Source organism: Paenibacillus mucilaginosus 3016 (assembly GCF_000250655.1).
Lineage (GTDB): Bacteria > Bacillota > Bacilli > Paenibacillales > NBRC-103111 > Paenibacillus_G > Paenibacillus_G mucilaginosus.
Genome location: NC_016935.1, coordinates 2,871,135 through 2,892,398 on the forward strand (window position 1 = coordinate 2,871,135; position 21,264 = coordinate 2,892,398).

The 21,264-nt window shown below is 59.5% G+C and carries 14 protein-coding genes and 1 riboswitch; of the genes, 10 read left to right on the top strand and 4 right to left on the bottom strand.

Annotation, left to right across the window (positions count from 1 at the left end):
• The first annotated feature begins 72 nt into the window (after window positions 1-72).
• Window positions 73-2,025, top strand: coding sequence for an amidase family protein (locus tag PM3016_RS12345; RefSeq protein WP_014369695.1), 1,953 nt, complete (start codon window positions 73-75; stop codon window positions 2,023-2,025).
• A 122-nt stretch (window positions 2,026-2,147) separates the two neighbouring features.
• Here the strand turns inward: PM3016_RS12345 and PM3016_RS12350 are convergent, their stop codons facing one another.
• Both PM3016_RS12350 and PM3016_RS12355 read right to left on the bottom strand, forming a co-directional pair.
• Window positions 2,148-3,626, bottom strand: a complete 1,479-nt coding sequence (locus PM3016_RS12350) for a GGDEF domain-containing protein (protein WP_014369696.1) — start codon at window positions 3,624-3,626, stop codon at window positions 2,148-2,150.
• A 68-nt stretch (window positions 3,627-3,694) separates the two neighbouring features.
• Window positions 3,695-3,787: riboswitch (cyclic di-GMP riboswitch) on the bottom strand.
• 267 nt (window positions 3,788-4,054) lie between these two features.
• Window positions 4,055-4,267, bottom strand: coding sequence for a hypothetical protein (locus tag PM3016_RS12355; RefSeq protein WP_013915909.1), 213 nt, complete (start codon window positions 4,265-4,267; stop codon window positions 4,055-4,057).
• A 224-nt stretch (window positions 4,268-4,491) separates the two neighbouring features.
• Here PM3016_RS12355 and PM3016_RS12360 point away from each other — a divergent pair, with 224 nt between their 5' ends.
• The 9 genes from PM3016_RS12360 to PM3016_RS12400 all read left to right on the top strand — a co-directional run bounded on the left by PM3016_RS12360 (window position 4,492) and on the right by PM3016_RS12400 (window position 17,681).
• Window positions 4,492-8,067 (top strand): glycosyl hydrolase 53 family protein, encoded by a 3,576-nt coding sequence (locus PM3016_RS12360; protein ID WP_014369697.1) that lies wholly within the window; start codon window positions 4,492-4,494, stop codon window positions 8,065-8,067.
• Between the two features lie 1,352 nt (window positions 8,068-9,419).
• Window positions 9,420-10,337 carry an ABC transporter permease gene (locus PM3016_RS12365; protein ID WP_013915911.1) on the top strand — a complete coding sequence of 306 codons (918 nt, stop codon included), beginning with the start codon at window positions 9,420-9,422 and terminating at the stop codon, window positions 10,335-10,337.
• 43 nt (window positions 10,338-10,380) lie between these two features.
• Window positions 10,381-11,280, top strand: coding sequence for a carbohydrate ABC transporter permease (locus PM3016_RS12370; protein WP_013915912.1), 900 nt, complete (start codon window positions 10,381-10,383; stop codon window positions 11,278-11,280).
• A 137-nt stretch (window positions 11,281-11,417) separates the two neighbouring features.
• The gene (locus PM3016_RS12375; RefSeq protein ID WP_013915913.1) at window positions 11,418-12,959 is read left to right on the top strand and encodes a DUF3502 domain-containing protein; all 1,542 of its coding nucleotides are present in this window, start codon (window positions 11,418-11,420) and stop codon (window positions 12,957-12,959) included.
• 175 nt (window positions 12,960-13,134) lie between these two features.
• Window positions 13,135-15,204, top strand: coding sequence for a beta-galactosidase (locus tag PM3016_RS12380; RefSeq protein ID WP_014369698.1), 2,070 nt, complete (start codon window positions 13,135-13,137; stop codon window positions 15,202-15,204).
• 193 nt (window positions 15,205-15,397) lie between these two features.
• Window positions 15,398-15,853, top strand: coding sequence for a MarR family winged helix-turn-helix transcriptional regulator (locus PM3016_RS12385; protein ID WP_013915916.1), 456 nt, complete (start codon window positions 15,398-15,400; stop codon window positions 15,851-15,853).
• 87 nt (window positions 15,854-15,940) lie between these two features.
• Window positions 15,941-16,720 (top strand): pirin family protein, encoded by a 780-nt coding sequence (locus tag PM3016_RS12390; protein ID WP_013915917.1) that lies wholly within the window; start codon window positions 15,941-15,943, stop codon window positions 16,718-16,720.
• 75 nt (window positions 16,721-16,795) lie between these two features.
• Complete coding sequence (locus PM3016_RS12395) at window positions 16,796-17,197, top strand: DoxX family protein (protein ID WP_041619102.1); 402 nt, start codon at window positions 16,796-16,798, stop codon at window positions 17,195-17,197.
• An 85-nt stretch (window positions 17,198-17,282) separates the two neighbouring features.
• On the top strand, window positions 17,283-17,681 hold the full coding sequence (locus PM3016_RS12400) for a DoxX family protein (protein ID WP_013915918.1): 399 nt from the start codon (window positions 17,283-17,285) through the stop codon (window positions 17,679-17,681).
• A gap of 187 nt (window positions 17,682-17,868) precedes the next feature.
• Here the strand turns inward: PM3016_RS12400 and PM3016_RS12405 are convergent, their stop codons facing one another.
• Both PM3016_RS12405 and PM3016_RS12410 read right to left on the bottom strand, forming a co-directional pair.
• Window positions 17,869-19,659 (bottom strand): cache domain-containing sensor histidine kinase, encoded by a 1,791-nt coding sequence (locus PM3016_RS12405; protein WP_013915919.1) that lies wholly within the window; start codon window positions 19,657-19,659, stop codon window positions 17,869-17,871.
• Window positions 19,656-21,242, bottom strand: a complete 1,587-nt coding sequence (locus PM3016_RS12410) for a response regulator (RefSeq protein WP_014369699.1) — start codon at window positions 21,240-21,242, stop codon at window positions 19,656-19,658. Before PM3016_RS12410 ends, PM3016_RS12405 begins: the two co-directional genes overlap by 4 nt.
• Window positions 21,243-21,264: the final 22 nt, after the last annotated feature.

Here is a 21,264-nt window from a genome sequence, read left to right on the forward strand (position 1 = left end):
CGTAATGTACCATGAATTTGTGATACATATGTGTTAGATAAGGTAACGTGACAACGAGAGGAGAGAGAAACTATGATGCACCATTCGACGCAAAAGAAAAAGCGCTTAACATCTCTGCTGGCAGGCACGCTTCTGCTGGCTGCTCCGCTGTCGGCCCATGCGGCCCAGCCGGGACTCTCTCTTTCTCCGGATGAGGCGGTACTGCAGGCTGCCCCGCTGTCCTCCGAAGGCTCCGGTCTTCCCGGCACCGCGCCCATGGCCTCTGTCGAGCTGGCAGGCCTGCTGCGCCAGGCGGCGGAACTGGCGGGCAAGAGTGCGGCATTCCCGCTTCCCGCAGGAGATGCCGTCACACGTAAGGATACGGCTGCAGCGCTGTCCGAAGCGCTTCAGCTCAGCCCCGCGGCCGAGCCTTACACGGATGTGCCGGACGATTCGCCCTATACTTCCGTCGTCGGGGCCGTATACAAGCTGGGGCTGATGAACGGCTACGGCGCCGCCTGGTTCGGGGCGGACGATCCGCTCACCCGGGAGCAGGCTTATACCGTTGCGAACCGCGTGTACGGCTATCTGAAGCCGTTCGAGCTCGTGGAAGCGAGTATCCCGGATATGCAGACCGCCATGGCTCAAGGGAAGCTGACCTCCGAAGGACTGGTGCAGATGTACCTTGACCGGATTGCGAAGTACGACAAGCAGGGCGTGAGCCTGAATTCGATGATCTCGCTCAATTCTGAAGCACTGGAGCTTGCGAAGGCGCTGGATGAGGAGCGGCGGAGCCAAGGCCCGCGGGGACCGCTGCACGGCATTCCGATCATCGTCAAGGATAACTACGATACCGAAGATATGGCCACGACGGCCGGCTGCCTCTGCCTCAAGGATTCCATGCCGGGTAAGGATGCCGACCAGGTGGCCAAGCTCAAAGCGGCCGGGGCCATCATCCTCGGCAAGTCGAACCTGAGCGAATTCGCCTTCAATATTACGACGACAAGCTCACTCGGCGGCCAGACGCTGAATCCGTATGCGCTGCAGTTCAACCCGGGCGGCTCGAGCGGCGGAACGGGCGCTTCCATCGCGGCGAACTTCGCGGCAGCGGGGATGGGAACCGATACCGGAGGTTCGATCCGCGTTCCGTCCGCCTTCAACAGCCTGGTAGGGATCCGGCCTACCGTGGGCCTGTCCAGCCGTGACGGGATTATCCCGCTGGCCCTCACGCAGGACGTCGGCGGCCCGATGGCGCGCAGCGTCACCGATGCGGCTATCCTGCTCGATGCCACGGCAGGCTATGACCCCGATGATACCGCAACGGCCTTCGGCGTGGGCCGGATTCCCGCAAGCTATACTTCGTTCCTGGATGCCGACGGACTCAAGGGAGCCCGGATCGGCGTGGCTGTGGAGCTGATCGGCTCGGAGCCGCAGCAGAAGGCGGTCAGCGACCTGGTCTACAAGGCTGTCGATGATCTGGAGCGGCTTGGCGCGCAGACGGTGCCGATCCTCATCCCGCATGCGGCCGAGATCGGGAAGTACCCGAGCCTCAGCGGCTACGAGTTCAAGTTCCACCTGAACGATTACCTGAAGGAGCTCGGGCCGAAGGCACCTTATGCGACGCTGAACGACATCATCGAATCGGGCCGGTACATCAAGACGCAGGAAGAGCCGATGAAAGCCCGCAACGCCCGCGAATCCCTTGATACGCAAGAGTACAAAGATATCGTTCTCTTCCGTACGAAGCTGACCCAGGAATCGCTGCTGAAGGTGATGGCGGATCATGATCTCGATGCGATCGTGTATCCGACCTCCGCTTACCCGGCGGCCCCGATCGGAGAGCCGCAGAACTCCGGTCCGAATACGAAGTTCAGTCCGTTCTCCGGCTTCCCTGCCGTTACGGTGCCAGCCGGCTTCACTCCGGACGGCCTTCCGGTGGGACTCGAGTTCCTGGGACGCGCCTTCGACGAAGGCCATCTGATTCAGCTGGCTTACGCTTATGAGCAGGGAACGCAGCACCGCAAACCGCCGGTCCTTCTTCCTTAATTCACGCATAGGCACTCATAAAATGAAACAGCCCCCTTGCCGCAGCTGCGGCAAGGGGGCTGTTGTCATTGGCATGATGTTCGTGGTCGGTACGCACAGCGGTGCAACCGCCCAAAGCAGGTCTATCCGCCTCGATAAAAAGCGAATCCCCGGCCCCCGCGTCGCTTGGCCTCATACATGGCCTGGTCCGCCGCATCGAGCAGGTCGGGCATCGTCCGTGCATCCTGCGGGTACAGGGCGATGCCGACGGACGGGGAGGTCCGGAGCGTCACCTCCTCCAGGCGGTACGGCTTCGAGAGGAGCTGGACGACGGCCTCGGAGAGCTCCTGCAGCCGCTCCAGGCTGCCGAGGGAAGAGAGGGGGACGGCAATGGCAAATTCATCTCCCCCGAGCCGGGCCATGCTGATGCCGTCTTTCTGCAGGGAGGACAGCCGTTCGGCCACTGCCTGCAGGAGCAGATCACCGGTGCGGTGCCCGTGATTGTCATTGATCGGCTTGAACTTGTCCAGGTCGAAGTAGAGAACAGCCACGGGCTCCTGTCCCGGGCCGGAGAGCTTTCCCTCAAGCTCCAGCTCGAACACCCTCCGGTTCAGCAGCCCCGTCAGGCTGTCACAGCTTGCGATCCTCTCCAACCTGCGGAGGGATTGGCGCAGTTTGTCGTTCAGCATCTCCCGCTCAGTGAGGAAGTGGATCTGCCGGACCAGCACGAGCAGCACGGTAAGGGTCAAGCCCCAGACGAACACGTCTGTCGTGAGGCGGTAAAAGACCAGAATCCCGATCAGCAGGAGCAGGCCGATATACGGAACGGAGAACCGGATCACGCGGCCGACACGCCCCTCGGCCCCGGCTGTACCCGGCTTGCCGGATAGGGAACGGAGTCCGGCCACCGCCATACAGAAGGCGGCTCCCGTCCAGAACGTGTCGATCCAGGGCTCAAGCGAATCCAGTGAGTGGATATCGATCAGCAGCATGTAGAGCGTATCCCCGGACATATAGCTTAGGCAGCCGATCGCGAGCATCCGCATCGTTCGGCGGCTCATCCGCCGCTCTCCGTTCAGCAGCCAGCAGGTGAGGATGAATACCATGAGCAGGGAGGTGATCGGGTAGATGAGATCGACGGAGATGGTGATGAGATCAAGATTCTCATCGCCCTGGTAGATCGGCTTGATCAGGAACTCCCAGCTGACGACGGCAAGACTCACCACGAGAATCATGGAGTCGAGCAGGTAACGGTTTTTCTCGCCCGAGCGCACCCATCCATAGAATGCGACCAGGTAGATCAGCGACTGGGAGACCCAGAAGATGTCCGCAATCCCGATGTCCGGTGCTTCCGTTTGCCATATCCATTCGTAGGAGCCCCAGATGAGCTGGGCCGTCATCTCGCAGAAGAGTGCGGTGCCGATCAGCAGCCAGAACCCCTTCTGGGGTCCGGTATGGGCACGGATGACCTGGATCACCACCCCGAGGGAGATGGCCGGTGCCAGGATATCCATCAGATAGAGCGGAAGAATATATTGGCCGTACCCTAAGGACACGGCAGCCTGCACGAAGACGAAGAGCAGACCGAAGATCAGCAGGCGGGAAGAGTGGATTGATCTCATGTTGGAAGCGCCCCTTTTGTAATCAAAAAAACCACCACCCAAGCAGGTGATGGTTGCGCGCACACCACTAAGGCAGCCCGGCTGCCATAGAATGAGAAGGTTCATTCCTTAGGCCCGAGGCTTTGCGTCCTTATTTTTCAATAAGTTTGCTATTGAACAAGTAGAGTTATGGATTGTCGAATGAAAAGCCGGAGGAAATAAATCGTTACATATAATAATAGACAATACGTTGGGATTCGTCAAAATGAAAAAAATGTCTCTTCAGGAAGAACCGTGTCAGATTCAAGAGAGAACGGGAAACAGCGGATTCCGGCGTACACCGGCAGAACCTGTGGGGAATGAAAGAAGGCCGGAGGGAGGACAGCTCCCGTTCCGGCCTTCGGCGTGCAGCGGCCGCCCGGGCATAAACCCGGACGGATTCGGCTGCGTTATTTTTTCAGCGCATCCTTCTTGACTTCTTCTACGAAGACATCGTGGGAATCGCGGGTGCTCCCCGGCTGAATCTCCACGAGCGAATACTTCTTGTCGCCGATCATGATGACGTCCTCAACCTCCGGAAGCGGCTCCTCGAGGTATACGGTCCCCAAATACGAATTGCTTTTCTTCAGTTTAATGTTCCAACGGAACTGCGGCTTGGCCATGTTCTTGTCCTCCTGAATTTCATATGAAATTCAAGTTACCACAGTTCCTCTCAAAATAAAAGGGAACGGAGGGCCGCGAGGGAACACAGATTCCTGCAAAAAGTACAGAAGAATGATATTTTACGGGGGTAATCCCTGTGGGAGCGTTTGCTATAATCGGTTCAGCGGTCGGCAAGAAGTTTGGTTAACCGCTTACAACGAAGTCAGGGAGGTCGTTTTGAGGCATGCGATTCGTGAAAAAAAGCACGGCCCTGCTGCTGGTGGCAGCCATGGCGCTGACATGGGTTCCGCAGGGGGCACGGGCTGCAGAGCAGGAGAGTGTGATCCGCATCAATCCCATTGAGGGGCTGAGCCCGGATTTCATTAAAGGCTCGGATGTCTCCATGCTGAGCCAGATTAAAGAAAGCGGTGGCCGTTACTACGACGGCGGCGTGGAGAAGGATGCGCTGCAGATCCTGAAAGACCACGGGACGAACTGGGTCCGTCTGCGGATCTGGAACAACCCGGTGGATCCGGACGGAAATCCGCTCGGGGGCGGCAATAATGACCTGGCGAGGACGGTGGAGACTGCCGTCTACGCGAAGGAGCTGGGCCTGAAGGTGCTGCTCGATTTCCATTACAGCGACTTCTGGGCGGATCCGGGCAAGCAGTTGAAGCCGGCTGCCTGGGAAGGTCTCAGCGGCGCCGAACTCGAGCAGGCGGTCTACGACTATACCGACAGCGTGATCCAAGAGCTTAAGGCGCAGGATGCGATGCCGGATATGGTGCAGATCGGCAACGAGACCAACGGCGGCATGATCTGGCCGGACGGCAAGACGTGGCAGCAGTCCGCAGGGGAAGAGATCGGCGGCTACGACGGGTTCGCGAATCTCCTGAAGGCGGGGATCCGCGCGGTGGAGGATAACGATCCGGAGGATCAGACGCGGATCATGCTGCATCTGGCGGACGGAGGAGACAACGACCTGTACCGCAGGGTGTTCGATGCGCTTACGCTCCGCGGCGTGAACTTCGATATCATCGGCCTCTCGTTCTACCCGTACTGGCACGGTACGCTGGAAGAACTGAAGCACAATATGAACGATATCAGCACGCGCTACGACAAAGACGTCATCGTTGTGGAGACGGCTTATGCGCATACGCTGGAGAACGGCGACGGGTTCACGAACATTTTCGGCCCGGCGGAAGAAAGCGCGGGAGGCTACAAAGCGACGGTGCAGGGGCAGGCCCAGGCGGTGCGGGATATCATGAACGCGGTTCATGAGGTGCCGGGCGGCCGCGGTCTCGGCGTGTTCTACTGGGAGCAGGACTGGATTCCGGTAGAGGGCGCAGGGTGGAAAATCGGAGAGGGCAACGGCTGGGACAACCAGGCGATGTTCGACTTCGAGGGCAATGCGCTTCCATCGCTCGATGTGTATAACCTCGTTTCGGCCCCGCTGGAGGGCGAGCCTTACGCGGCGGAGCTGGAATATGTGCAGCCGGTGACGCTGGACATTACGGTCGGCGGCGAGCTCCAGCTTCCTGCCGCGGTGAAGGGGGAGTTCAGCGACGACTCGATCCGCTTGCTTCCGGTGGACTGGGAAGCGGTGAGTCCGGAGGATCTCACGAAGCCGGGCACGCTCCGGATTGCCGGGACGATCGAAGGGGCTTCCCTTCAGGCGGAAGCGGTCGTTACCGTGGAAGGTACACGCAACTATGTGACCAATGCGGGCTTCGAAGCCGGGGATTTCAGCGGATGGACGCTGAGCGGCGATACGGAAGCACTCGATGCCGAGAATTCAAGCGCACCGGCAGGCAATGCCTACAGCGGCGATTATTCCCTCCATTATTATCTTGACCGGCCTTATACGTTCAAAGTGGAGCAGAAGGTTACCGGACTGCCGGACGGTACGTATACCGCGGCCGTACGCACGCAGGGCGGCGGCGGGGAGAAGAGCCTGAAGCTCTTCGCGGTGAATGCGGCGGGCGACAAGCTGACCGCGGACATCGTCAATACCGCATGGCATGAGTGGAAGCATATCGTCATTCCGAATATTACGGTGACCGGCGGAGAGCTGACTCTTGGGGTCGAGGCCGATGCCAACAACGGAAGCTGGGGCAGCATCGACGAGTTCGAGCTGTATACGGATCATTCCCAGGTCACACTGAGTGCTCCCGAAGAAGTGGAACCGGGCAGCGAGTTCTCCGTCGGGGTCGGCGTGGACGGGCTCGTGAATGTGATCGGCTCGCAGGACCTGCAGCTCTCGTACGACCGTGAGCTGTTCCAGTACGTAGGGGCGGAGAGCAGCGAAGCGGGTACCGTCGTTGCGGCGACGTATGATGCGGATGCCGGTACGGTTCACCTGGTAACGCAGCATGCGGAGGGCAAGGCGGCGAATACGGAGTCGCTCCAAGTGAAATTCAAAGCGCAGCACATCGAGCGGGAAGGCACGATCGGTGTGACATCGGCAGAGTGGACGGCGCTGTCCTCCGGCAAAAAGATATCGCCTTCCGCTCTTGGCAGCGTGACCGTGTCGGTCTATGGTGCGGCGAACCAAGAGCCGGGCGGCGGCACCGGCGGCAACAATGGTGGAGACAACGGTGGCGGTACCGGTGGAGACAATGGTGACGGCAACAACGGCAGTGGCAACGGTAACAGCAGCAGCAATGACAATGCCGCAGGGAAGCCGGCTTACGATGTGGCCACCGGCACGGCAACGGCCAAGCTGAGCGCTGACGAGGCGGCCAAGCGCCTGAAGGCGGAGGGCGGCCAAGCCCTGAAGCTGGAGATCCCGGCGGTAGAGGGGGCCAAGGCATACGCTCAGGAGCTTCCGGCAGCCCTGCTGCAGGAGCAGCCTGATCTGCGGATCGAGCTGGTCACGCCGTTCGGCAGCGTGTCGCTTCCAGGCCTCATGCTGGCTGGAAGCAAAGGCCTGGGCTCCGGGCCGGTGACAGTCAGTATCCGCACAGTGGACCCTTCCGAGCTGAAGGACGAAGCCCTGAAGGGCAAGCTTGGCGGCAAGCCGGTCATCGACCTGACGGTCCTGGCGAACGGGCAGCCGGTGGCGTGGAACAATCCGGACGCGCCGGTGACGGTATCCATTCCTTACAAGCCGAACGCTGCGGAAGCGCAGCATCCGGAATATCTCACGGTATGGTACCTCAATGCAAACGGTGAGGCGGAAGCTGTTCCTACCTCGCACTGGAATGCCAAAACGGGTCTGCTGACATTCCAGACGACCCACTTCAGCGCCTATGCGGCCGCTTATGACAAGCGCTCTTTCAGCGACCTGTCGCATGTCGGCTGGGCGGCCCAAGCCGTAGAAGCCCTTGCGGCCAAAGGGGTCATCCAGGGGACTTCCGATACCGAGTTTGCTCCGGACGCGCCGGTGACGCGCGCCGAATTCCTGCAGATGCTCGTGCGGGCGGCCGGACTGACGGCATCGTTCGACTCGAACTTCTCTGACGTCACACGCACGGATTACTTCTATGATGCCGCAGGCATCGCGAAGAAGCTGGGCGTGGCCGGCGGCAGGGAGAACGGCGCCTTCGCGCCGTCGGAGCGCATCACGAGGGAAGATCTCATGGCGCTCACCGTGAGAGCCCTCGAGAAGGCCGGCAGGTGGAAGAACACCGGCGGCAGCGGGCTGGAGGCGTTCAGCGACGGATCCACCGTGGCCGGCTATGCCGCCGACGCGGCCGCAGGCCTGGTCCAAGCTGGCGTGATCAACGGCAGAGGCGGCGTGCTCGCTCCGAAGGAAGCGACAACCCGCGCGGAAGCGGCGGTCATTCTGTACCGTGCCCTGCAGGTGTCAGCACAATAATTCAACATACCGTGCCTGCACCCTGAAGGGGGCGGCCTGCGTATCGATCATCTTAAGAAGCTCCGGAAAACAGAGGGTCCGGCCGTTCAGCGGCCGCCTCTGTCCGGGGCTTTTTGGCGAGGGAGGGGGGTTACTGTCTCTCTGCTGCCGGCCCCCCACAACCCAACCATCCAGCAGCGTCGTTCCAGTATGCGATGTTTTTCATCGCATAGATGACTCTGCTTTGCCAAAGTGGCCGTTATGTGATGTTTTTCATCCCTTAACAGCGGCGGATGCACCTAATAGCGTGTTCGGCGTCGTTTTTACGATGCTTTTCATCGTATAGGGGGCTCCGGACTGCTCGGCTTGAGATTATGCGATGTTTACTATCGCATAATGGGCCTCGCTGCCTGTCCGGCCCTGAGCAGCAGGTGACATTACCCGCGAGTGCCGACTCCCCGAGCCCCTGTACACGGTTAAAACCTTCCGGTCCGATGCGCCGGTCCTGAGGGTGCAGTGGGATTCGGATTGGTGACCGCCTGGCCGCCGCTTGTGATGCAGGCGGCGTTTCAGGGCGGAATGGAAATAGAGGAACTATGATGCGCTATGTGCTTCTTGGTGGAGGGTTTTCCAAAGATAGAGGAACTGAGATTCGCTATTACCAGCAGAACGCCTGCTTTTCTCTGAAATGAAGGGCAATAAGGCATCTCAGTTCCGCTAAGCGTTGAATATCCACGAGAAATGCACGAATAAGACATTCTAGTTCCTCTATTTAAGATGGATGAGCTACTGAGCGGAAGCACACATTCTGCCGGCCTTCGAACCGGCTCGGATGACGGATGGCCAAAGACACGGTTGGATGTGAAGGGGAACGCTGAGCGGTATGGCTATTAGAAGATTGCATGCCGTCATGATAGCGGTGCGGGTTATGGGTTGACAGCGTCCGACCGAGTGCCGGGTAACCGGCTCGGATGACGGATCGCCGAAGGAACGATGGCATATAAGGGGGCGCGCTGAGCGGTACGGCTGTTCGAAGATCGCATGCTGGCATGATAGCGCTTCGGGTTATGGGTTGACAGCGTCCGGCCGCTTACCAGGTGAGCAGTCGGTAACGGATGTGCGGCAGATCAGCCTCCTGCACGGTGAGCGCGGCGGGATCCGTATGATCGCTGCCCGGACAAATTGGACGGTGGACGGTTCAGGCAGGTGTACCTTCTGCCTCAGGATACGCCACCCGTCTTCCATTCTGCCGCATTCTGCCAGCCGCAAAAAGTACAGGAGAGTCTTATTTTGTAGGGTACGAACACCGGCCTTGAACTGGTACCCTTAGTACATAACCTACAGAGACACGAACCGGAGGAGTGACTGGAAAGATGAAGAGGGGCCTGCTCTACCGCATCAACGCCAACCGGAGCCTGCTGCTGATGATCGCGCCGGCGACGCTGTTCTTCTTTATTTTCAACTATATCCCGATGGCGGGCATAGTGCTTGCGTTCAAGCAGTTCCGCTATGACCTTGGGATTCTGAATTCGCCGTGGGTGGGACTGGATAACTTCAAGTTCTTCTTCCTCACAGGCGACGCATTCAACGTAACACGCAACACCCTGCTGTATAACGCCGCTTTCATCGTCATCAACAATGCGCTGCAGATCGTCGTGGCGATCCTGCTCGCGGAGGTCGGCAGCAAGCTGTTCCGCAAGACCGCGCAGACGCTGATGTTCCTGCCCTACTTTATCTCGTGGGTCGTGGTCGGGGCCGTGGCGTACAACCTGTTCAACTATGAGTTCGGAGCAATCAACACGCTTCTGAAGTCGTTCGGTATGGAGCCGCTCGACATCTACACGACCGCCGAATACTGGAAGTACATTCTGATCTTCTTCTCGGCCTGGAAGGTGGTGGGATACGGCGCCGTCTTCTATATGGCCTCCATCCTCAGCATCGACAAGGAAACGTATGAAGCGGCCGACATTGACGGAGCGAACGTGTTCCAGCGGATTCTCCACATTACGCTGCCTTCGCTGAGACCGACGATCCTGATTCTCGTACTGCTCGCCATCGGCGGCATCTTCCGCGGCGACTTCGGCCTGTTCTACCAGCTCGTGGGCAACAACGGCATGCTGTTCCAGGCAACGGATGTCATCGACACGTATGTGTACCGCTCCCTGCTCGTCAACAACGAAGTGGGCATGTCGGCGGCGATCGGCTTCTATCAGTCCGTACTCTGCTTCGTAACCATTCTGGCCACCAACTACCTCGTCCGCCGGACGGACCGGGAGAACGCGCTGTTCTAAGACAGGCGGCGCTCCTCCCATAACAACGAAGAGGTGAAAGACAATGATGACAACAACCGTGAAAAAAAACCGTGCGGACCAGCGCATTCTTGATCTGATCGGCTATGTGTTCGTAGGCTTGGTCGCCCTGGTCTGCCTGGTGCCGTTCCTCCTGGTCGTCAGCGGCTCGTTCTCCAGCGAGTCGAGCATCACCCGCGAAGGCTTCGGCCTCTGGCCGAAGGAGTTCTCGCTGGCCGCTTACCAGTTCGCGTTCCAGCATCCGGAGCAGTTCATCAATGCCTATGTGCTGACGATCTCGCTGACCGTGGTCGGAACGGTGCTCGGGCTGTTCATCTCGGCGATGACCGCTTACGTGCTGCAGCGTCAGGATTTTCAGTGGAAAAGCGGGTTCGCGTTCTACTTCTACTTCACAACCCTGTTCCAGGGCGGCCTCGTTCCGTGGTACATCCTCATGGTGAACTACCTGCAAATGAAGGATACGTACTGGGCGCTCCTGCTGCCGCCGATGCTCAATGTGTTCTACATTCTGATCCTGCGCACGTTCCTGCGCAGCATCCCCGAAGCGATCACGGAGTCGGCGAAGATCGACGGGGCGGGGGACTTCACGATTTTCGTCAAGCTGATCCTGCCGCTCTCGAAGCCGGCGCTCGCGACGATCGGGCTGTTCACGGCCCTCGGCTACTGGAACGACTGGTTCAACTCGCTGCTGTTCGTTTCCAACGAGAAGCTGTACACGCTGCAGTACCTGCTCTATAAGACGCTCGGCAACCTTGAAGGCCTGCGCAAGCTCATGGAAGTATCGGGCATGCGGGTCGCGGAGCTTCCGGGGGAGAGCCTCAAGATGGCGCTCGCGATCATCGTCACCGGTCCGATCGTCCTGCTCTATCCCTTCGTACAGCGGTTCTTCGTACAAGGTCTTACGGTGGGTGCGGTGAAGGGCTGAGGCCCTTCCGCCGCATCATCACCACAACTCACGCGGAATCAGGAGCAATGAGCATTCGGGATTGGATCTTTCTGGGACTACCCAGTGATCATAGATGGGTTTACACTAAGGATACAGACAAGGGGAGGCAATACCTTATGAGCAGCAAGAACAAACTGATGGCCCTCGGCTTGGCATTCACTACAGCAACTGTATTTGCGGGCTGCAGCTCGAACACACCGGCGCCGAACGGCTCCGCCTCGAGCACAGCACCCGCCGCGTCTTCTTCTGGAAGCGCAGACACCAGCAAAGAAGTCAAGCTGAAGATGGTCCTGCTCGGCTCCAAGCCGGCGGACTTCGATCAGGTGTACGGCGAAGTCAACAAGATCATGAAGCAGAAGATCAACGCGACGCTCGATGTATCCTTCATCGACTGGGGCGATTACAACCAGAAGTATCCGCTGATGTTCGCGGCGAACGAGGATTTTGACCTCGTGCTCTCCGCTCCGTGGCTCTTCTATGCCCAACAGGCCAACAAGAACGGCTTCCTGGAGCTGACGGAAGACATGCTGAAGAAGTATGCTCCTAAGACGTGGGAGCAGGAGCCAAAGATTGCCTGGGAACAAGCCAAGGTCAATGGTAAAATTTATATGGTTCCGCAGAACAACTTCGAGTACAGCTATCATCTCGTAGCGCTCCGCGGCGACCTCCGCGAGAAGCTCGGACTGCCGGAAGTGAAGACGCACGACGACTACCTGAATTACCTGAAGGCTGTAGCCGAGAAGGAGAAGAGCTTCACGCCGAGCCTTGGTGCAAGCGAATTCAATGCGATCGAGCTGGTACAGGCCAATGAGTGGAACTTCGTTGTGCCGCAGTACCCGATTGCTTACAAGCTGACCGATGCGTCTTCGAAGGTATTCAACTACGCGGAGACACCGGAATTCGAAAGCTTCGTAGCCAAGATGAATGCTGCCGCCAAGTCCGGAGCCTGGTCCCGGGATGCGCTCGTAAGCAAGATGGACAAGATTCAGGCGTTCAAGGACGGCAAGCTGGCATCGGTAGAGTGGAACCTTGGTACGCTGACCCGTGCCAAGTCCGAGATCCAGGCGGCCCATCCGGACTGGAAGGTCGAGCTCGTCGACCTCAGCGCGGATAAGAAGCGTCTTGCGAATCCGTTCATCAACAACGGCATGTCGATCCACGCCACGAGCAAGAATGCCGAGCGTGCGCTGATGGCGATCGACCTGCTCCGCTACGACAAAGAGATTCACGACCTGACGAACTACGGTATCGCCGGCAAGCACTACGAGCCGGTTGGCGACAAGCAGTTCAAGCCGCTGAAGGACTCCGCCAACTTCCCGCCGGCAGGCGTATCCCCGTGGGGCTGGAACTCGCTGAATGAGCGTCTGGATGCGACGGTGGCTGATGAGATCAACAAGTTCACCGAAGGCTGGAAAAAGACGGTTACAGTGAACCACCCGCTCGAGACGTTCACGTTCGACGATGCGAAGGTCAAGAACGAAGTGGCTGCCATCAATAACGTGATGAACACGTACGGCAGACCTCTCTTCTACGGAATCGTAGACCCGGCTGATGCCAAGGGCGGCGTGCAGGTGTTCCGCGAGAAGCTGAAGCAGGCCGGCATCGACAAGGTGCTTGCCGAGATGCAGGCACAGGCTGACGCAGCGGCAAAGAAGTAAGCCGCGAAAAAGTAAGCCGCAAAAAAGTAAATTCAGGCAGCGATGCTGCCGCAGGGGTCCCGCTTCCTCCGGGAGGAAGCGGGATACTCTTATCCGTGACCGGAAGGCAGACCCGGCAGCGGAGTGTTTGTTCATCTCATCCGTTCCGTCATTCTTACATAAGAAGGTGTTTATGATGTCCAAAAAGTATCCTCCGGTCAGCCCGAAAGCGCCGGTAATGCTCCACGGCGCCGACTACAATCCGGATCAGTGGCAGAAGTACCCGGAGATCCTGAAGGAAGACCTGCGGCTGATGAAGCTCGCGAAGTGCAACGTGATGTCGGTCGGCATTTTTGCCTGGGCCGCCCTGGAGCCCGAAGAAGGCCGGTACGAGTGGGCCTGGATGGACCGGCTGCTGGATTCGTTCGCCGAGAACGGTATCTATGCGTTCCTGGCTACGCCAAGCGGCGCACGCCCGGCCTGGATGTCCGCCAAGTATCCGGAGGTGCTGCGCACGGGCGCGAACCGCGTGCGCAACCTGCACGGACAGCGTCACAACCACTGCTACACCTCTCCGGTATACCGGGAGAAGGTGGGTCAGATCAACCGCCTCCTCGCTGAGCGTTACTCGCAGCATCCTGCTGTGATCGGCTGGCACATCTCCAACGAGTACGGCGGCGAGTGCCACTGCGAGTACTGCCAGGATGCGTTCCGCGGTTGGCTGCAGAAGCGCTACGGCACGCTGGAAGCGCTCAATGATGCCTGGTGGACGTCGTTCTGGAGCCATACGTACACCGACTGGTCCCAGGTCGAGTCGCCGGCGCCGCACGGAGAGTCGTTCGTCCATGCGATGAACCTCGACTGGAAGCGGTTCGTTACCGACCAGACCGTCGACTTCATGAAGCATGAGATCGCACCGCTGAAGGACGTGAACCCGGAGCTGCCGGTCACGACCAATCTCATGGAGAACTTCGAAGGGCTGAACTACTGGAAGTTCGCCGAGGCGCTTGATTTTGTCTCGTGGGATGCCTATCCTACCTGGCATGACAAAGAAGGCGATATCGGCCAGGCGGTCCGCTTCGCGTTCTTCCATGATATCAACCGCTCGCTGAAGGGCGGCCAGCCGTTCCTGCTCATGGAAAGCACGCCGAGCCTCACGAACTGGCAGGAGGTCAGCAAGCTGAAGAAGCCGGGCATGCACCTGCTCTCTTCCCTGCAGGCCGTAGCCCACGGGTCGGACAGCGTGCAGTACTTCCAGTGGCGCAAGAGCCGCGGCTCCTCGGAGAAGCTGCACGGCGCGGTTGTGGATCACGCCGGCCACGAGCATACGCGCGTGTTCCGGGATGTCACCACGGTAGGCGAAGCCCTCGAGAAGCTGGCCGAGGTGGTCGGCACATCGGTGGAGCCGGAAGTGGCGATTCTCTACGACTGGGAGAACCGCTGGGCGGTGAAGGACTCCCAGGGGCCGCGCAACATCGGCATCCACCACGAGGAGACGGTGCTCGAGCACTACAAGCCGTTCTGGTCCCGCGGCATTCCGGTGGACATCCTCTCGATGGACTGCGACATCAGCAAATACAAGATCGTCGTGGCGCCGATGCTGTACATGGTGCGCGCCGGCGTGGGCGAGCGGCTCGAGAAGTTCGTGGAGAACGGGGGCACCCTGGTGACGACGTACTGGTCCGGGATCGTCGACGAAAGCGACCTCTGCTTCCTCGGCGGCTTCCCAGGCCCGCTGCGCCGCACGCTTGGGATCTGGTCCGAGGAGATCGACGGGCTGCATGACGGGCAGACGAACTCGGTGGTTGCCGCGGAGGGCGCTCCGTCAGCGCTGAAGGCTTCCTACGAGGCTTATGAGCTGTGCGATCTGCTGCATCTGGAAGGGGCCGAGGCGCTGGCTTCCTATGGGGATGACTTCTACGCCGGCCGTCCGGCGCTGACCGTCAACCGGTTCGGCGAAGGAAAGGCTTATTACATCGCTTCGCGGAACAAAGCGCCGTTCCACGACGATTTCTATGGTTCGATTCTAGCTGAGACAGGAGTGAAGCCGGTGCTGCCTGGAACACTGCCGGAAGGGGTAACCGCACAGAAGAGAACGGATGGGGAGCATGATTATGTCTTCCTGCTCAACTTCAGCAGCTCCGAAGCTGTGGTTGAGCTCCAGCAGGCGGGGGACTACACGGAGCTGCTGTCCGGCAGACCGGTGGAGGCGTCCGTGAAGCTCGACGGGTTCGAGTGCCTGGTGCTGAAGCGCCCGGCCCAGTAAGCTTAGCCCGAAGACGTACAGCCATTCTGCAGCAAACGTAAATCGAGAACCACTGCTTCTGTGCCGGGCGCACAGGGGCGGTGGTTTTTTTAATTATTTTTCCCTCTCCTGTTGACAATAAAAAAATGAAGATGTATATTTATCTTAAATCAAAGATAATTGAATTAAAGATGAGTTGCGGAGGTGATGCCGGATGCCCGTTCCATTCCAACTAGATGAGGCCCATGCGGGCTCACTGAAATTGTTCGTTGTCCTGTCGAAGGCATACAAGGCGATCATGGAGCAGGCCGAGAAGGATGTGAAGCAGTATGGATTGTCCCCGTCCGAATTCATGATTCTCGAAGTATTGTATGCGAAGGGAAGAATTCCGCTTCAGCAGATCGGAGAGAAGGTCCTCATCACCAGCGGCAGCATCACCTACAATATCGATAAGCTGGAGAAGAAAGAACTGCTGCGGCGCGTGCCCTGCAAGGAAGACCGCAGAGTGACGTACGCCGAGATCACGGAAGCAGGGAATGAGCTCTTCCACCGGATTTTCCCGCAGCACGCGGCGCGGATTCATGACCTGATGAAGGTGATTTCGCCGGAAGACCAACAGATGGCGACCGGGCTGCTCAAACAGTTGGGCAAGGCGGCCGAGGCGCGTTAGCGGCATTAGGGGAGTGAGGACGTCCGGTTCTGAGCATCAAAAGGGAATCGAATCCAATATGTTATAAGAAAATGGAGGTTGACGACGATGCAAGCACTTGTATATACACCTGTCATGCAGGGAACAGGGGAATTTGACGGCGGCCGGATTAAGGAGCAGAAGCCGATCGGTTTTCCGGGGGAAGGCTCCGTGGTCAAACGGGTGGGGCCGCTGTTCTATTGGGCATGGGCCACATCGGAGACGGAAGCTGCAATCGGCCTGCATCCGCATAAGGGCTTTGAGATTATGACCTATGTGGTGGGCGGCACAGCCTATCATGGGGATACCTTGGGGACGGACAGCGTGGTTGGCGCAGGCGGGGTACAGGTCATGCAGACGGGATCGGGCGTAAGCCATAAGGAGAAGCTGAGTGCCGGCGCGGAGCTGTTCCAGATCTGGTTCGAGCCCGACTTGTCGGAAGCCGTTCTGCGGCAGCCGACGTATCACCAGTACGCACATGAGGATTTCCCGCAGGTGAGCCGGGCGGAAGGGGTCAGCGTCAAAACCGTCATCGGCGGGGGAGCGCCCGTAGAGCTCGCTGCCGATATCCGGATGTGGGATGTGGAAGTGCAGGGCGGCGCCCTATATACGCAGAGCGTACCCGAGGGTTACACGTTAACGGCACTGGCGATCCGCGGACAGGGAACATGGGCTGCGGCAGGCGTGTCTTCGAGGGAGCCGACGGCATTCCATCACAAGGACTTTATTGTCGCTGCGGCCGCATCCGATACCGAGGTGGAGATCCGGAACACGCAGGACGCCCCCCTTCGGCTGATTCTGATTCAGGTTCCGACCAAGGTGGATTATCCGCTGTATCCTAAGCGTTGAGGTTGGTTTATCTTTTGCACACCATATATCTTAAATAAAAGATTATTTAATTCAAACTAAAGGGAGACGATGATCATGATGGCACTGGGATTATTGCTGGTTCGGTTGGTTGTAGGTTTGCTGTTCGTAGGGCACGGGGCGCAGAAGCTGTTCGGCTGGTTCGGAGGCTACGGACCGAAGGGGACAGGAGGCTGGATGGAGTCGATCGGGATGAAGCCGGGCGTGCTTATGGCGGTGCTGGCCGGACTCATGGAACTGATTGGCGGAGCCCTCTTCGCGGCCGGGCTGCTCACGCCGCTGGCGGCTGTGCTGATCACGCTGACCATGCTGGGGGCCATTGTTAAGGTGCATGCGCAGAACGGACTGTGGGTTACAGCGAACGGGTATGAATATCCTCTCGTGCTGATCGCAGTGGTGATTGGTGTTGCACTGACCGGTGCGGGAGCTTACTCGCTGGATGCACTGCTGAAACTGTAACGGAAGCTTTGAAGAAGTGGGATTTGCACACCATATATCTTAAATAAAAGATTATTTAATTCAAACTAAAAGGAGACGATAGATCATGATGGCACTGGGATTATTGCTGGTTCGGTTGGTTGTAGGTTTGCTGTTCGTAGGGCACGGGGCGCAGAAGCTGTTCGGCTGGTTCGGAGGCTACGGACCGAAGGGGACGGGGGGCTGGATGGAGTCGATCGGAATGAAGCCGGGCGTGCTTATGGCGGTGCTGGCCGGACTCATGGAACTGATTGGCGGAGCCCTCTTCGCGGCCGGGCTGCTCACGCCGCTGGCGGCTGTGCTGATCACGCTGACGATGCTGGGAGCCATTGTTAAGGTGCATGCCCAGAACGGACTGTGGGTTACGTCAAACGGATATGAATATCCTCTGGTGTTGATCGCAGTGGTGATTGGTGTTGCACTGACCGGTGCGGGAGCTTACTCGCTGGATGCACTGCTTTCCTAACTAGCTGTGGGATTGGGGAGCGGACGCTGCTGAGGGAACGGACACGGGCCGATGTGGCGCATCATGCGGCCGCACGCATGGGAAGAGCCTGATGAAGTGGAACCGGCTTGATAAGAAAAGACCCCTTTTCATCCTTGAGTGGAGGAGAAGGGGTCTTGTGTGTGATCCGTATGAGTTCCGCTGCCGCCTATTCCTCCGGAGGCTGCACGGCGGGAATGCGCAGGGTCACCGTCGTGCCTTCCCCCGGCGTGCTGCGGTAGGAGAGGCCGTAGCCCTCGCCGAACACGTGCTGCAGCCGCTGGAGCACATTGCGGCTGCCGTAGCCGCTGCCCTTCAGGCTGCCGCGGTAGGTGCCGGCGTCCATCTGCCGCACGAGCTCTTCCTTCATGCCGATCCCGTCGTCGGCAATGGTAATCACAAGATCGTCGGCCTCCTTGGCGGCCGAGATCGTAACAGTGCCCTCGCGGGACACCCGGCCGAGGATGCCGTGCAGGATCGCGTTCTCGACGATCGGCTGGAAGGTGATCTTCGGGATCGCATAGCCGAGCAGCTCCTCGGGCACGTCGGCCACGAGGCGGATTTTGTTCTCGAAGCGGATGTTCTGGATCTGCACGTAGAAGGAGACATGCTTGAGCTCTTCGCCGACCGTCACCACATCCCGGCCGCTGCTGAGGCTGACCTTGTAGAACCGGGACAATGCTTTGACGACCTGCCGGATCTCGTCGTTCATGCCGCTGCTGGCCATCCAGTTAATGAGGTCCAGCGTGTTGTACAGGAAGTGAGGGTTGATCTGCGACTGCAGCGCCTTGAGCTCCGCGCTCTTCACTTCCTGTCCGAGCTTGTACTGCTCCTCGTGCATGGTGGAGATCTTGTCGATCATGAAGTTGTAGGTCTTGATGAGCTCGCCGATCTCGTCCTTGCCCTGCGTCTGGGCGAGGGGGATCAGGCTGCCTTTCTCCACATCCTTGAGCCTCCCGGTCAGATGGGAGATGCGCCGGGTCACCGACACCGACAGAAGATAGGCCACGACGTGGGCCGCCAGCGCCACCACCAGGAGCAGCGCCAGCAGGTCATTGCGCAGCTGGCGGCTCTGCTTCATGACCTCGTCGATCGGAATGGCCGTGACCATCGACCACTGCGAGGAAGGAATGGGCCGGTACAGATAGTAGGTCCCGTCGAGCTCGGCCGAAACCGTCCCGTCCTGGAGCGTGCCGGTCGCAGGCAGAGGGAAGGGGGGCGGGGACGCTATGGGATCGGAAGAGAGCACGATGCGCGAATCGCTGGAGGCCAGGTACGTCACGCTGTTCTCCACGGCATTGGCGTTCTTCAGGATGTCGCGGATCGTGTCCGCCCGGACATCGACGCGCAGCCGCCCGACGGTATGCTTGTAATTGTTCGGGTCGAGCAGGCTGCGGACCACATAGAGATACTGGTTGGCTGCAGCCCCCTTCGTCTCGATCTCCGAGGGGGAGCACCAGAGCATCTTCGGGTTGTTCTCGACGAGACGCTCGAAGCAGGCGTTGCCTTCCGTCAAGTTCAGCGGCAGGAAGTTCTCGGACTCATTGCCGAACACATACTGGCTGTCGACATAGAGCGTCACCCGGGCGATATCGGTTCCGTCCTGCAGGGAGCGCAGCTGCTGCTTCAGGTCGCTGTAATCCTGGAGCTGGCGGTGGATATCCGTATTCGTCCCGGGGTCGGTGATCGAGCGCAGGATCGACGGGTTCGCGATCAGCACGTCCGTCGTCTCGCCGATGCGCTGGAGCCGGTAGCTCAGGAAGGCATACGTCTGGTTGAATCCCTGCTCGGCCGAGTAGGTGACGTGGTTGATGAGCAGCCCGGATACCTTGTCCGATACAACGAACTGGTAGGCGCCGAGCGGGACCAGGATCAGCAGCAGGTAGGTGTACAGGATCTTGTGCCGGAGCTTCGTGTTGTAGAGCCACTTGCGGCCGAGCCGGGTCAGGGAGGTCATCATACGCGGCTGCGCTCCCTGTATTCCGACGGCGTCATGCCGGTCAGCTTGCGGAAAATCTTCGCAAAGTATTCCCCGTCCCGGTAGCCGACCTGAAGCGCCACGTCGAAAATTTTGTACGAATCGGTCTTGAGCAGCTCCTTGGCCCTCTCGATCCGGTATTCCATCAGGTACTGCTTCACGGTGGTGCCGGTCGCTTCCTTGAACACGGCAATGAGGTGCGAAGCGGTCATCTGCATGTGCTCGCTGATTCCCTGCACAGTCACATTCTCATCGGCATAGTGATGGTGAATGTACCGGATGATGCGGGCCGCGGTGCTCCCGCCGCCGCGCTCCTTCAGCGCCTGCTCGAGCTGGCCGAGCTTCCCGAGCAGCGCCTGCTGCACGTCCTCGAAGAAGTGGCAGTGGAAGACGAGCTCCCAGGGCAGATCGTCCGGTCCGGTACTGTGAAAAAGCGAGATCCCCCGCTCCCCGGCGAACCCTTCGAGCTCGAGCAGCAGCCGGTAGTAAATCTCCTTGACGCTGTTGATGAGGGTCTCCGGCCGCTGGCGAATCTCCTGGGCCACCCGACCGAGGAGGCTGCGGATCTCGCCGAAGCGTCCGTCCACGAGCAGCTCCCGCACCGTCTTCTGCAGCGACGGATCGGGATGATACTGTTCCTGCAGCGAGAAGCCGGTGGCCTGGTCGCGGTGGACGGCGGCCGAAGCCGGCCCCCGGTAGAAGGTCTCCTGCAGCCGTGCAACGGCCGACGCGTAGGAAGCGGGCAGCTCTTCGAGGCCTGGGGAGATCCGTCCTCCGCCAATGGCGAAGCGGCCTCCGGTGTGTTCTCCAAGCGCGCCGGCCAGCGCCTTGCATACGCCGTACAGCGTGTTCTCGTCCAGCGGGCGGTCGCCCGGCGCGAAGAGCAGCAGGACCGTGTGCAGCTCGTCCTTCTGTCCGAGCAGGAAGGTCAGTCCGCAGGCTCCGGCCGCTTCCTGTGCCAAGGCTTCCAGCTCCGCAGGGGAGGGAGGAGGCGGGAGGATCTTGAGCATGACGGCTGCGCAGGAGGGCTGCTCCGGCAGCACGAGTCCCGCCAGCTGCAGCCGGCCCCGAAGCTGCTCCTCGTCGCGGGCGCCCCGGATCAGCTGGAGGCAGATCTCCTGGCGGAGATAGGCGGAGCTCGCGTGGAGGCTTTCCTTCGTCAAGGCTTCATGCTCCATGTGCCGCCTCTCCTGCTGGCACAGCTGAACCGCTCCCTGCAGCGCCTCTTCGAGCTCGTCCATGTCGATCGGCTTCTCGACATAGGAGATCGCTTTGAGGGAGATCGCGGCCTTCAAGTATTCTTTCTCGGCATAGCCGCTCATGAATATGATCTTGCAGCCCGGGTACCTGCGGCGCACCTGGAACGCCAGGTCGACGCCGTCCATACGGGGCATCTTGATATCGGTCAGGACGATATCCGGTTCGAACGATTCGAGCAGGGACAGCGCTTCCAGTCCGTCCACGGCAGTGACGACCTCGGTGATGCCGAAGGACTCCCAATCGACCGACCGCCGGATGCCTTCCCTTGTCATTTTCTCATCATCAGCCAGAAGCAGCTTCAGCATCTCTTTCTTCCCCTCGGATCCG